The sequence below is a fragment of the Streptomyces sp. NPDC002868 genome, assembly GCF_055563295.1.
In genome coordinates this window covers 281,775-295,081 of sequence record NZ_JBVHDR010000005.1, presented here as the reverse complement: position 1 = coordinate 295,081, position 13,307 = coordinate 281,775, and the positions used below count along the sequence as shown (strand labels likewise).

Annotated in this window: 9 protein-coding genes and 2 pseudogenes; 7 read left to right on the top strand and 4 right to left on the bottom strand. The window is 69.0% G+C overall.

The genetic code is table 11. The features are described 5' to 3' along the window. Window positions 1–91 precede the first annotated feature (91 nt). Window positions 92–1,774, bottom strand: coding sequence for a CocE/NonD family hydrolase (locus ACZ3H8_RS18050; protein WP_467402817.1), 1,683 nt, complete (start codon window positions 1,772–1,774; stop codon window positions 92–94). A gap of 411 nt (window positions 1,775–2,185) precedes the next feature. On the opposite strand from ACZ3H8_RS18050, the gene ACZ3H8_RS18045 reads away from it, so the two are divergent. The 4 genes from ACZ3H8_RS18045 to ACZ3H8_RS18030 all read left to right on the top strand — a co-directional run bounded on the left by ACZ3H8_RS18045 (window position 2,186) and on the right by ACZ3H8_RS18030 (window position 6,087). After that, window positions 2,186–2,389: a cold-shock protein gene (locus ACZ3H8_RS18045; RefSeq protein WP_307664902.1), complete on the top strand. Its 204-nt coding sequence runs from the start codon at window positions 2,186–2,188 to the stop codon at window positions 2,387–2,389. Window positions 2,390–2,651: 262 nt separating this feature from the next. Then, a complete protein-coding gene (locus ACZ3H8_RS18040; RefSeq protein ID WP_467402815.1) occupies window positions 2,652–4,202 on the top strand; it encodes a DEAD/DEAH box helicase in 1,551 nt (516 codons plus the stop codon). A 274-nt stretch (window positions 4,203–4,476) separates the two neighbouring features. Beyond that, on the top strand, window positions 4,477–5,268 hold the full coding sequence (locus tag ACZ3H8_RS18035) for a hypothetical protein (protein WP_467402812.1): 792 nt from the start codon (window positions 4,477–4,479) through the stop codon (window positions 5,266–5,268). Window positions 5,269–5,415: 147 nt separating this feature from the next. Further along, window positions 5,416–6,087, top strand: a complete 672-nt coding sequence (locus tag ACZ3H8_RS18030; RefSeq protein ID WP_467402810.1) for a class F sortase — start codon at window positions 5,416–5,418, stop codon at window positions 6,085–6,087. Window positions 6,088–6,110: 23 nt separating this feature from the next. Here the strand turns inward: ACZ3H8_RS18030 and ACZ3H8_RS18025 are convergent, their stop codons facing one another. Beyond that, window positions 6,111–7,466, bottom strand: coding sequence for a glutamine synthetase family protein (locus ACZ3H8_RS18025; protein WP_467402807.1), 1,356 nt, complete (start codon window positions 7,464–7,466; stop codon window positions 6,111–6,113). 292 nt (window positions 7,467–7,758) lie between these two features. Here ACZ3H8_RS18025 and ACZ3H8_RS18020 point away from each other — a divergent pair, with 292 nt between their 5' ends. Next, window positions 7,759–8,331 (top strand): MarR family winged helix-turn-helix transcriptional regulator, encoded by a 573-nt coding sequence (locus ACZ3H8_RS18020; protein WP_467402805.1) that lies wholly within the window; start codon window positions 7,759–7,761, stop codon window positions 8,329–8,331. 29 nt (window positions 8,332–8,360) lie between these two features. After that, window positions 8,361–8,598 (top strand): annotated as a pseudogene (locus tag ACZ3H8_RS18015) (acetoacetate decarboxylase family protein); the annotation flags it as partial. Between the two features lie 121 nt (window positions 8,599–8,719). Here ACZ3H8_RS18015 and ACZ3H8_RS18010 read toward each other — a convergent pair. Together ACZ3H8_RS18010 and ACZ3H8_RS18005 are read right to left on the bottom strand one after the other, a co-directional pair. Beyond that, entirely contained in the window at window positions 8,720–11,221 is a 2,502-nt protein-coding gene (locus tag ACZ3H8_RS18010; RefSeq protein WP_467402803.1) for a SpoIIE family protein phosphatase, read from the bottom strand. Window positions 11,222–11,435: 214 nt separating this feature from the next. After that, window positions 11,436–11,683, bottom strand: a pseudogene (locus ACZ3H8_RS18005) (gamma-glutamyl-gamma-aminobutyrate hydrolase family protein); the annotation flags it as partial. A gap of 157 nt (window positions 11,684–11,840) precedes the next feature. Here ACZ3H8_RS18005 and ACZ3H8_RS18000 point away from each other — a divergent pair. Further along, a complete protein-coding gene (locus ACZ3H8_RS18000) occupies window positions 11,841–13,292 on the top strand; it encodes an APC family permease (protein ID WP_467402801.1) in 1,452 nt (483 codons plus the stop codon). Window positions 13,293–13,307 lie beyond the last annotated feature (15 nt).

Here is a 13,307-nt window from a genome sequence, read left to right as displayed (position 1 = left end):
GACGGAGTTTGGCGGACACCAACCACGACAACCCCGACCGTCAGGTGCGGCTGAGCTTCCTCGGCTGACGGGTGACCATACGGGTCGGCACTCAGCGCAGAGGCAGCACCAGTTCGGACGGGTCGTCCTCCGGCGAGCCGAACGACACCTTGCTGCCCAGCGGTGTGCGACCGCCGTACAGCGGGTCCTTGGTATCCAGGACCAGAGCCAGCCGGTGTCCTGCGGGCAGATCGTAGGCGGTGGCGAAGAGCTGGATTTCGAGGGGGAAGGCCCGCCCCGGTGTCCTGCCGGACCAGCTCTGCGGGGCGTGGGAGATCAGCTTCCCCACGCCGAGGGCGTTCACGTCGTAGAGGTAGCCGATCACCGTGCCCTGCGGCGCGGAGGCGGTAACGGTCGTGTGCAGCCTGACGGTTCCGCGTATGTGCTGCGTGGCCGCGTACGGCGCCGACTGCCATACGGCTCCGGCCCAGCGGGGCAGCAACGGGACCACGACGACGGGAGGCAGCTTGACGACCTGGTCGAGCAGCCCGGACAGTTCGGTGATGCCGCCGTCGGCGCCCGAGTTCGTACCGCCGACGACTGGCGTCTGCCATCCCGTCCCAGCCCTGCCGCTGCTCCCGGGCGTGCCGCCGTCGAGCGCACCGGTGCCGAAGGCGTTCGCTCTGCCGAGCTGCAGCCGCTCGGTCCGGGAACTGACGGCCTGCCAGGACGGATAGGTCTCGAGTGCACCGCCCGGCCGCACTTCCAGTTCCACGGGCGGCCGAGGTGTGCCGCCGCTGCCCTTGAGGTGCTCGTCGAACCAGCTGAGCGCGCTCGCCCAGGTGGCGTTGTCCAGCCCGAGCAGGCCGGTGACCTCCTGCGTGGCATGGTCGCCGGGACGCAGCTCGATCCGTTTGGGGCCGGTCAGCTTCTGATAGAAGGCAGTGATCTGGCTGGGGTTGAAGATGCTGTCCCCCCAAGCACTGGCGAGGAAGACAGCCGTGCCGTTGGCATTGATGCGGTCCACGTACGCGCCCGGGGACCTGGTCCGCGCCCATCTGATGACGTCGGGGGTGTCACGGTCGGCGAAGAGGTTGGCCAGCATCCGCCGGAACTCGGCGCTCTCGCGACCGACAGGCGCCCCTACGGCGGTGAGTGCCGCGGCGGCCTGCAGGTGCCGGGTCTCGCCGCTGTACAGTGAGTCGACCAGGTCCCCCCAACCGCTCATCGCAGCCACCGCTTTGATCCGCGGGTCGGCGGCAGCTCCCATCAGGGTCAGGCCGCCGCCCAGGGAGAGACCGGTCATCCCAATCCGCTGCGGATCGGCCGGAGTCCGGGCGACGGCCCAGTCGATGACCGACGAGATGTCCGCCACGTCCTTGGGTCCCGCAACGTCGACCTCGCCTCCGGAGAGCCAGAAGCCGCGGACGGTGTAGGTGACCACGACATAGCCGCGTGCGGCGAGCTTCCTGCCCTGGAGGACGTACTCGAGGTCGTTCTGCCCCCAGCTGGCCGGCTGCACGATCACCGGGTAGCGGCCGTGCGCGTCAGCGCCGGGTGTGCCGGGGGCGGGTGTGAACACGTTCGCCTTGAGGACTACACCGTCCTTCATCGGGATGTCGGCGAGGCGGAAGACGGGGCCTGCCGTGGCATGGGCTGCCGCGTGCTCCGGCCCCGGGGTCGCTGACGCGGGTGCCGCGGCGACCGTTCCGACGAGGGCGAGCGCCGCGGCGACGGCGGCACTGGTCGTCCGGACCCTGGCGCGGTGTCCGCCGTGGCGTTGCGCTCGTCTCACTGGGGCTCCATCTGGCTCGGACCGTCGTGCCACGGAGGCACCGCCCACCGGCGCGGTGACTCGGAGCGTAGAGGTGCAGAACCGGCCGCGGTGAGACGATGATCAGCCAAATTACCCGCGGGTAGGGGGAGGATCCGAGGCTTGCACGCATCCACGTCGCCGATCGCGCGATCCCATGCCTCGGACGCCCTTGGGCAGCGAATATGCTGGTGCTGGTTCAGAATTTGCGCGCCGTGCTACTCTTGATCCAAGTTGCAGTTGTGGTTCCCAAAGACTTCAAGTGCCTTTGATGGCTTTATGCCGTCGGGCACTTTTGTATTTCCGGTACTGTTTTCCGGACGGGGCAATCATTGCGGCGACGCGGAGCTCGCACAGTGCGGGCACCGGGCACTGCCCCGAAGGAGATTTGATATGGCTACTGGCACCGTGAAGTGGTTCAACGCAGAAAAGGGTTTCGGCTTCATCGAGCAGGACGGCGGCGGCCCCGACGTCTTCGCCCACTACTCGAACATCGCCACCTCGGGCTTCCGTGAGCTCCAGGAGGGCCAGAAGGTTTCCTTCGACGTCACGCAGGGCCAGAAGGGCCCGCAGGCCGAGAACATCGTTCCCGCCTGACGCTGACGCGTACGACGCAGCTGGGGCCCGCACCGTGGGTGCGGGCCCCAGCTCGTTGCTGTGTGCAGGGTCCGCCCGCACCCCGATTCCGGCCCCAGCCGCCCGTTCCGGTGGATTCCTGGAATTCTGACGCCAGGCGCCGCTGTTTTCTGCGCCGGTGCGGCCGGCTTCGTCCCAGTCTTTTATCCGGCTCGTTCTTGCAATTCATTCGGCCATTCCGCCGAGAATTCCTCGATACGTGCCATATCGAGGAAGGTTCTGCATGAACCGTTCAGTTCGCACGAACGACCGCTACTCTAACCCCCGCAAGGGCGGCTCCGCCGGTTCCGACCGCGGCGCCCGGTTCCGCCCGCAGGGGCAGGGCCAGGGCCAGGGCCGCCCCGGCAACCGTTCCGGTGGATACGGGCGCCGTCCCTCCGCGCCGCAGGGCGAGTTCGCCCTGCCCGTCACCATCACCCCGGCCCTCCCCGCCGCTGCGACCTTCGGCGAACTGGACATGCCGGCCGAACTGCTGAAGATGCTCACCAGCCTCGGCATGAACGAGCCGTTTCCGATCCAGGCGGCGACGCTGCCGAATTCGTTGGCAGGCCGGGACGTTCTGGGTCGTGGGCGTACGGGGTCGGGCAAGACACTTGCTTTCGGTCTGGCCCTGCTGGCGCGCACCGCGGGCCGGCGTGCGGAGCCGCGCCAGCCGCTGGCTCTGGTGCTTGTCCCGACCCGGGAGCTGGCGCAGCAGGTGACCGACGCGCTGACCCCGTATGCCCGGTCGTTGAAGCTGCGGCTGGCGACGGTGGTCGGTGGGATGTCGATCGGCCGGCAGGCCGGTGCGCTGCGCTCTGGGGCCGAGGTCGTCGTTGCGACTCCGGGCCGGTTGAAGGACCTCATCGAGCGCAAGGACTGCCGTCTGGACCGGGTGGACATCACCGTGTTGGACGAGGCGGACCAGATGGCGGACATGGGCTTCATGCCGCAGGTCACCGAGCTGCTGGACCAGGTCCGTCCCGGCGGTCAGCGGATGCTGTTCTCGGCCACGTTGGACCGCAATGTCGACCTCCTGGTCCGCCGCTACCTGCACGATCCGGTGGTCCACTCGGTGGACCCCGCCGCGGGCGCGGTCACCACGATGGAGCATCACGTACTGCACGTCCAGGGTGCCGACAAGTACGCCACCACCACCGAGATCGCCGCCCGCGACGGGCGGGTGATCATGTTCCTGGACACCAAGCACGCGGTCGACGGGCTGACCAAACATCTGCTGAACAGCGGCGTACGGGCCGCGGCGCTGCATGGCGGCAAGTCCCAGCCCCAACGCACCCGCACCCTGGCCCAGTTCAAGACCGGTCATGTCACGGTGCTGGTCGCCACCAATGTCGCGGCCCGCGGCATCCACGTCGACAACCTCGACCTCGTCGTCAACGTCGACCCGCCCAGCGACCACAAGGACTACCTGCACCGAGGCGGGCGCACCGCCCGCGCCGGAGAGTCCGGCAGCGTCGTCACCCTGGTCCTGCCCAACCAGCGCCGCGACATGACGCGCCTGATGGCCGCCGCCGGCATCACCCCGCAGATCGCCCAGGTGCGCTCCGGCGAGGCCGAACTGAGCCGCATCACCGGCGCCCAGGCCCCCTCCGGCGTCCCAATCAGCGTCAGCGCGCCGGTCACGGAGCGCCCCAAGCGCGGCGGCGCCCCGTTCCGCGGCCGGGGCACCCGCCCGGGTCAGCCCGGCCGCTCTGGTGGTGAGTCCCGTCGGTCCGCCGAGGCCCGCCAGACCGCCGAGGCCCGCAGGGCCGCCCGGGTCCGTCGGTCCGCATAGCCCTCGCGACTTCACTTCCGGTGAGCGGAGAGTGAGGCGCCGTCAGTGGATGAGCGTGGCTGCGACGGATGAAACCTCTACTCGGCGTGGCGTGCCGTCCAATGGGTGACTATTGGCTGGTTGTCACACGAAGGGCCCCATGGTGTAGCTCGAATGCGGAGCTCTCCGGTGGTGCGGAGGCGAAATCCGGCTAACGGTGAATCACGTCGCCCCTGCGATTCCATGAGCCGATGAAGTGTCGGCCGTCGCAGTCGCGGCGAAAGGAATGTGCCTCATGCGCTCTGCCCGCACCCTGTTCGCGTCGGCGGCCGTCTCCGCGGTCCTGGCGATCACCTCTCCCGCCGCATATGCGCTGGCCCTGGGCGAGGACCACGACAGTGGCTCCTCCTCCAGCGAGTACGGCCAAGAGTCCGAGAAGGGCGACAAGTCCGAGAAGGACGAGAAGTCCGAGAAGGGCGACTACGAGAAGTCCGAGAAGGGCGACAAGTCTGAGAAGGACGAGAAGTCCGACAAGGACGAGAAGTCCGACAAGGACGAGAAGTCCGACAAGGACGAGAAGTCCGACAAGGACGAGAAGTCCGACAAGGGCGACTACGACAAGTCCGACAAGGGCGACTACGACAAGTCCGAGAAGGGCGACTACGACAAGGGCGACCACGACAAGGGTGACCACGACAAGCCGAACGGTGGCGTTCACACCGGTGGCGGTGCCCTGGCCATGACTCCTGCCGAGGGCGACGAGGACAGCTACGGCGACAAGTCCGAGAAGGGCGACAAGTCCGAGAAGGACGAGAAGTCTGACAAGGACGAGAAGTCTGAGAAGGGCGACAAGTCTGACAAGGGCGACTACGACAAGTCCGACAAGGGCGACTACGACAAGTCCTGGAAGGGCGACCACGACAAGGGTGACCACGACAAGCCGAACGGCGGCGTTCACACCGGTGGCGGTGCCCTGGCCATGTCCGGCGGGAGCCTGGGCGCCGGTGCGGTGCTGATGCTCGGTGGTCTCGGCGTAGGGGCGTACAAGCTGCGCCGCCGCAACTCGTCGGGTACTTCGGTGGCCTGATGGGGCCGAACCTGTAGCAGTTGGCTTGCCGTCGCGGCCGCCGCCCCTCCCGGGCGGTGGCCGCGGCGATTGCCCTTCCCGCACCGCAGCCTGTTCCATCGCCTGTCCGCGCCCCATTGACGCCTCGTACGTGAAAGGCACGCTCGCATGACCGCCCAGCAGCCTCCCGGTATCGCCCTTGCCTCCCGTCCCATCGGCCGTGCCCTGCTGTGGCCCGCTCTGGCGGTTGTGCTGGGTTTCCTCCTTATTTACAACTCCTTCGGCGCCTCGGTGGGACTCAAGCCGCCAACCCGCGCTGCGGCCTCCGCCCCCGCCGCACCCGGGGCTGTAGCCCCTGCCGACGATCTGGTGCTGCCCCGGTCCGCCCCGAAGCGGATCTCGATCATGGAGATCGCCGTCGACGCGCCCTTCACGGCGTTGTCCATCGGCGCATCCGGACAGCTGGACGCGCCACCCGCAGACGACAACAACCTGGTCGGCTGGTTCGAGGGGGGTGTCACACCCGGCGAGCCCGGCACCTCAGTCGTCGCGGGCCACGTCGACACCAAGACCGGCCCGGCCGTATTCCTGCAGCTCAGCCTGCTCAAGCCTGGGAGCAAGGTCGACATCACCCGCGAAGACGGCACCGTCGCCACGTTCAAGGTCGACTCCGTCGAAACCTTCAGCAAGGCGCGCTTCCCCAATGAGCGGGTCTACGCCGACACCCCGTCCCCGCAGCTGCGTCTGATCACCTGCGGAGGCGACTACGACAAGAAGGCGAAGGACTACACGGACAACGTGGTGGTGTTCGCCCACCTCGACTCCACCAAACGCGCCTGAACCGCTGCCCCCGGAACATCACTTCAGAGCAGCTGGGCGTACTCGCGGAACTCCCAGTCGGTGACATGCCGCCCGAAGCGGGCCAGCTCGTCGCGCTTGAAGATCAGGAAGGCGTCGACAAAGGGCTTGCCGAGCACTTCGGTGAGTTCGTGGTCGCCTTCGAGAGCGTCGAGCGCTTCGCCGAGACTTGTCGGCAGCTTGGGGGCGCCGGCCGGATCGTAGCCGTAGCCGCCGGTCGGGGTGGTTGGCTCGGCCCCGGACCGGATGCCCAGCTGGACGGCGGCGACCAGGCCGGCGATGGCGAGGTAGGGGTTGGCGGTGGCGTCGCCGAGGCGCATTTCCAGGCGGGCGGCGCTGCCGCGCTCGGGCGGGATCCGCACCATGGCGCCGCGATGGTCCAGGCCCCAGTCGACCAGCCAGGGCGCGGTGGTGCCGGGGCCGAAGCGCTTGTAGGAGTTGATCGTGGGGTTGAACAGTGCTGCGAGTGCGGGGGCGTGGGCGAGCAGACCGGCGATGGCATGGCGGGCTGTGTCGGACAGTCCGAAGGGCTGTCCGGGCGCGTCGAAGACGTTGCGCCTGTCCGGGTCGACCACGGAGATGTGCAGGTGGAAGCCGGAACCGCCGCCGTCATTGAGGGGTTTCGCCATGAAGGTCGCCAACCGGCCCTCGGCGCGGGCGAGTTCCTTGACCGCGGCCTTGAAGCGGAAGGCACGGTCGGCGGCGTCCAGCGCCTCGGAGTGGTCCAGGTTGATCTCGAACTGCCCGCCGTCGTACTCCCTGTTGCCGCCGCTGACGCCGATGCCGAGGTCGTGCAGGTGGCGCAGCGTCCGCAACAGGTGTCCGTCCGGGTCGCCCTTGCGCCCGACGGTGTAGACATTGCCGGGGGTGGCGGCGTAGCGGCGCCAGCCGGTGGGGGAGCCCGGGGCGGGGTCGAGCAGGACGTACTCCAGTTCGGGGCCGATGACAGCCGTGAACCCGCTCTCGGCCAGCTGTCCGGTGACCCGGCGCAGCAGGTCGCGGGGTGATTCCGGGGCGGGCAGGCCGGTCTCGGGGTCGCGGGCGTCGCCGATGCACCAGGCCACCCCGGGTTCCCAGGGCAGCGGGACAAGGGTGCTCAGGTCGGGGCGTACGGCAATGTCGGGCATTCCGGCGTCCAGCCCGCCAGGGACGTCGGAGTGGTCGCCCAGAGCGCCGGTGTGGTAGATCGCGCGGCAGAAGGCCAGGCCGTGGCCGGTCGCGTTGGGCAGGTGGTGGAGCAGGATGTCCCGGCCGCGGTCGGAGCCCATGAGGTCGGGGTAGGTGATGCGCACGACGTCGATGCCCTGGGCGGCGAGCGCCTCGATCTTCTGCTGGATCTGTCCGGACTGATCAGTGCTCACCGTCGGTCTCCTGGGGGTACGGGCAAGGCATGGCGGTACGTGTGGAAACCCGTATCACCATGGTGCACATACGATCTGTGCCTTGGGCGCACCGCGGAAGCCGCAGATATTTGTTTGAAGCCAAACAACATGAGCGGGATGACTTCGTCACAAGAGCCGGCCTGCAATTCGCCTATGCATCGAGGGGGATCGGCTCCTGCGGAGCCCGTGTGAATGCGGGGTGGGAGCGTAATATTTGGGGGCAAACGAACGAAGTGGGGCGGCGCGTGCCACCCGCGACGGAGGGGAGCCTGTGTCCGGCCATCGATCCATCATGGAGACCGAGAAGGCCGTCCAGGCGAAGCTCGGCGACTTCCGGCTGCAGCGGGAACAGATGGCGGCCGTCGCCAGCATTCACCGTGCGGCAGCCGCCGTCCGGCAGCACCTGGAGAACTCGGTGCTGCGTCCCGCCGAGCTGACCTGGACCGGGTTCGTGGTGCTCTGGTTGCTGTGGATCTGGGGCGAGACGGAGACCCGCCATGTGGCCGAGGAGGCGGGGATCACCAAAGGCACCCTCACTGGCGTCGCCCGGACCCTGGAGTCGCGTGGCTTGGTTTCTCGAGCGCCCTGTCCCGAGGACGGCCGACGGGTACTGCTCTCGCTGACCCAGGAGGGGGAGGCGCTCATGGAGCGGCTCTTCCCGGCGTTCAATGAGGAGGAGGCCTTCGTGGCCTCGCGGCTCAGTGCCGAGGAGTGCCTGCGACTCGCGGACGGGCTGCGGGCCATCGTCGCCCAGCTCGAGGAGCGCGGGGAGGAGCGGCGCCAGGAGTTGCTGGGCGGGGCGGAGCCCGCGCCGAGGCGCTCTGGCCGGCGGCCTCGGACCTGAACCTCCATCGGCTTCTCGGCGCCTTTGGGTACATCTGGGTGGACGAGGACTTCGCCATCGCGCGCGGCTTCCACCAGGGCTACCCGAAGAAGCTCGGCTCGATCGACATGGCGCGTCCCCATCCGTACGGGCCCGCGCCGCGGATCCGAGGCCGGTTCGTCCTTCGGGGCCACTCTCGCCGCCGCCGACCGGCGGCCGGCCGAGGCGGTTGTGACACTTCGGGAGCCGACCGTGGGCAACGGCTTCGTGAACGGCCATCCGATGGCCACCGCTACCTCCGGCGCCGGGTAGCGGCAGCCGGGTCCGCCGACGGACGCGGAATCGCGGTCCTGCCGGGCTCCGGCAGGACCGCCGACGCGTCGTACGGCGGGCGGGTGCGGGTGGCCGCTCACACGGGTGAGCCCCGCAGGTCCGTGGTGAAGGCACCGTCGCCGTCGGGGAAGGGCTGCTCGGCCCAGATGGTCTTGCCACGGTCGTGGTGACGGGTGCCCCAGAGCTGGGCAACCTGCGCGACCATGAACAGCCCGCGTCCTCCTTCGTCGGTGTCCAGTGCGCGCCGGACGTGGGGGGAGGTGCTGCTGCCGTCGGAGACCTCGCAGATCAGGTTGCGGTCGCGGATCAGCCGCAACTGGATCGGCGGAGCGCCGTAGTGGATGGCGTTGGTGACCAGTTCGCTGACCACCAGCTCTGTGGTGAACTCCAGCTCCTCCAGGCCCCAGTCGGCCAGCTTGCGGGCCGCGAGCGTGCGGGCCCGGCCCACCACCTCGGGTTCGGGCGGCAGTTCCCAGGTGACGTGATGGTCCGGATCCAGCTCACGTACACGTACCGCCAGGAGTGCCACGTCGTCGTGCGGGCGGTACGGCATCAGCCGGCCGATCACCACGTCGCAGACATCATCGAGTCCGTGTCCGGGACGGGACAGACCGGCAAGCGGGGCGAGTTGGGCGTCGGACAATGCCTCGCGCAGTCGTCCGACACCCACATCGATGCTCTGGTCCCGCGACTTCACCAGACCGTCGGAGTACAGGACGAGCAGATCCCCGTCGGTCAGAGTTACCTCGCCGCTCTCGAACGGAGCTCCGCCGAGCCCGAGGGGAGGTCCGCCGGGCAGATCGAGAACCTCGACCTTGCCGTCAGCCGTCGCCAGAACGGGCGGCGGATGACCCGCCCGTGCCACCACGCACAGCCGTGAGATCGGATCGAAGACCGCGAACACACACGTCGTGCCGGCGGCTTTGCCCGTCAGCCCATCAACGTACTCGTCCTGGAACCGGCTGACCTGGTCGTCGAGATGCGTGAGCAACTCCTCGGGTGACAGATCGAGGTCCGCGAGTGTCCGTACGGCGGTACGCAACCGCCCCATGGTCACCGCCGAGTGCAGGCCGTGCCCCTTCACATCCCCTACCACCAGCGCTACCCGCGCGCCCGACAGCGGGATAATGTCGAACCAGGCACCCCCCGGCACCGTATGGCCACTCGCCGGAAGGTAGCGGGACACCGCCTCCACGGCCCCGAGCACCGGCATTCGCTGGGGCAGCAGACTGCGTTGGAGCGCCAAAGCCGTCGTCCGCTCCCGGGTGTACCGGCGTGCGTTGTCGATGCAGACGGCAGCACGCGCCACGATTTCCTCGGCCAGCAGCACATCGTCGGTCTCGAACCCGTGGGCGCGCCTGCAGCGGATGAAGACCACCGCGCCGAGTACGGCACCGCGTGCGGACATCGGCACCAGCAGCCAGGAGTGGACTCCGTGTTCATGGATCAGCGCGGCACGCCGGGGATCGACCGGGGTGAGCTCGGTGGCCAGTTGCTCCCCTGTCAGCAGGAGGGGCTCGCCGCTCGTCATGGCTCCGGCGAACAGGGATCCCACTCCCGAAGCGAAAGGGTCGACATCGCCGGTCGCGACCACCGGGTCCGCCGACGCCCCGGCGGGTGGGGAGCTCGCCGCACGGCGCAGCGGCACGGCCTCGCCGACGGGTTCGGCTACCGGGTCTTCGCCGCCGAAGACCGGGTCCAGCAGGTTGACGTAGGCGTGGTCGGCGAACTGCGGGACGGCCACATCAACGAGTTCCTGCGCGGTCCGCAGCACGTCCAGGGTGCTGCCGATGCGCGTACTCGCATCGTTCACCAGCGCCAACCGCTCCCTTGCCCTGGCCCGTTCCGTCGTATCGGCCACCGCGTGCGCCAGCGCGATCACCTCCCCGGACCGGCTCCGGAGCGGAAGGATGGACTCGGACCAGACGTGCTCACGGTCGGGGTCGTCGGGTGTGCGGCCACGCACCTCCGTCTGGATCTGAGCCTCACCGCTCTCCAGAACCTGCCGCTGCCGTGCCTCGAGAGCCGCCATGTCCAACAGCCCGGGAGGCGCCACCTCGGACATCGTGTGTCCGGTGAACTCCGTGGCCACGAATCCCCCGGCGCGACGCTGCGCATCGTTCTGCGCCACGAAGCGCAACTGCCTGTCGAAGACATCGATGAGGAAGGGCGATTCGGTGAACAGTCCCCTCAGGAGCGCGTCGCCGAGTTCGTGCCGTCTCGTTGCCTCGGCATCCGTCACCCTGATCAGCCACTGCCGGTCACCGGGTGTGGACTCCAGGGGACGTGCCTGCAACGCGACCTCGACTCCGTGCCCGCTCCGGTGCCGCAGGACCGCCTGCCCCAGCTGAATGACTTCATCCATCCCACACCGCGTTACGAGTCCGGCAGCGTCCGAGCGGTTGTGCAGCAGATCAGTCCCACGCCACCCCTGGACCTCCTGGGCCGTGTAGCCGAGCAGGCGCTCCGCCCCCGGGCTCCAGCTCATCAGCACACCATGCACATCCAGGACGGCATAGGCCTCGTCGTCTGGTTCCGACAGCACGCCGGAAGCGTCGTGGAATACGGGGTCGTGCATTGCTCCGCCCCACTTCTTGATCTGTGGCAGGCGCTCACTGCTCCGGGTCCTCACGTAATTATCTCTTTGGTCAACTTCTGGTGCAGCCTGCTCGAAACGGGCGGGCCCGTAGCTAGCGGCGGCGTGCTTCCCCGATGAGGGCCTCGAAGCGCGCTCAGCTCGTCGCGTCGGTGGCGGCGGTGTCGTCGGGATGCCACTGGACGGCGACGAGCCAGCCGGGCCGCTCCACCGCCTCGACGGTGCCACCCGGCAGCAGAAGCGCGTCGCAGCGCTCCAGGCCTCCGGCGATCTCGGCGGGGTCGGCCCGGCCGCCAGGGGCGTGGGGGTCCATGGTGAAGGGCTCGCCGCCGGCCTGGTAAACGGCCTCGACCAGGGCGCGGGCGTTGACCTCGGCGGCGTAGCGCAGGCGCCGGCGGACGACGAGAAACGGGCCGGGAGGGCGATCAGCGGGCGGCGCGTCACACGTCTACATCGCCGAAGGCCGACGAACCCGCCACGCGGGAGGCTTGACCCGCCATATTCCGGTTGTCCTGCTGGTAAGGGTGTGACCAGGTCACTCCCTCTGTCATCGCAGTTCCGTCACCGCCCGGCCGCGGGGCCACTCCCCATGGAGCGATTGATGTCGCGCCGCATCGCACGATCATCACCCGGTACCGAAGCCCAGCCCGGCAGACCGCCCGGCTCGCTGTCGCTCGTCGACGTGGTCGCTCAGTCCATCGGCTTCATGGGCCCCGCCTTCGCGGTGTCCTTTCTGCTGCCGATGCTCGTCGGCATCACCACCGCCACCGGCAAGGGCGCCGGCGGTGCGGCGCCGCTCGCCGTACTCCTGGGCACCGTCGGGATGCTCGGCGTCGGCTGGATCGTCTCCGCCTACGCGCGCCGGACCCGGACAGCCGGCTCGCTGTACGACTACGTCACCTCAGGCCTCGACACCCGCATCGGCGCCGCCGCGGGCTATGTCTACTACCTGGGCGTCCTCGTCCTGGGGGCGGCCATCGCCGTCCTCATCGGCGGCACGCTGCACGATGTCCTCAAGGCCGAGTTCGGCGTCGCCGCCCTGCCCGTCTGGGCATGGCAGCTGCTCCTGCTCGCCGTTCTCCTCACCATCGTGCACGTCGGCATCCAGGTCTCGGTCAGGGCCCAGCTGGTGCTCGCACTCGTCTCCATCGGCGTGCTCGCCATCTTCTTCATCTACGTGATCGTCAAGGTCGGTGGCGACAACAGCCTGTCCGCGTTCAAACCCTCCAGCTCGGCGCAGGGCTGGGGCGGCATCGCCTTCTCCGTCATCTACGGTGTGCTGCTCTTCACCGGCTTCGAGGCCGCGGCCAACCTCGCAGAGGAGACCGCCGAGCCCGAGCGGTTCATCCCCAAAGCCGTGCTGATCTCCCTGCTCGCCGCCGCGGTCTTCTTCCTGCTCGGCTGCTACGCGCAGATCGCCGGCTTCCACTTCAGCGTCGACGCCGTGGCCGACAACGCCGGTGCCCCGATCGTCGCCCTGGCCTCGCCCGGAGCGTTCGGCGCCCCATGGGTCGCACGGCTTGTCGAACTCGTCATCGTGCTCGACATGCTCGCCGTGTACATCGGCGTCTCGGTCTCGGTCACCCGCGGTGTGCTGACGATGTCCCGCGACGGCTGGCTGCCGCAGCGGCTCGGCAAGCTGAGTGCACGCCGGGGCACCCCGGCCGGCGGCACGGTCGTGGTCGGCGTCGCCTATCTCGCCACCATCCTGGTCAGCCAGGTCTTCGGGGGTGCGGTCGCCGTACCGGGACTCCCGGACCATGTCAGCTGGTTCGCCTGGCTGTCCGCCTTCGGCGTCTTCAGCCTGGCCGCCATCTACTTCGCCATGTGCCTCGGCGCACCGCGCGGGCTGCGCGACCATGTGAACAGGCCTCTGGTGTGGGTGAGTTCCCTCGTCGGCATGGCGATCACCGGCGGTGCGCTGTTCGGCGCCGTCTACGAGGTTCCAGCGCCCACCATCTGGGCCGCGTGGACCGCGATCTGCGCCATCGTGGTGGCGTTGTCGGCAGGCTTCCTGAGGGCACCGCGGGCGCCGGCGAGCCCCGAGCCGTAGCCCGCTCCCGCCAAG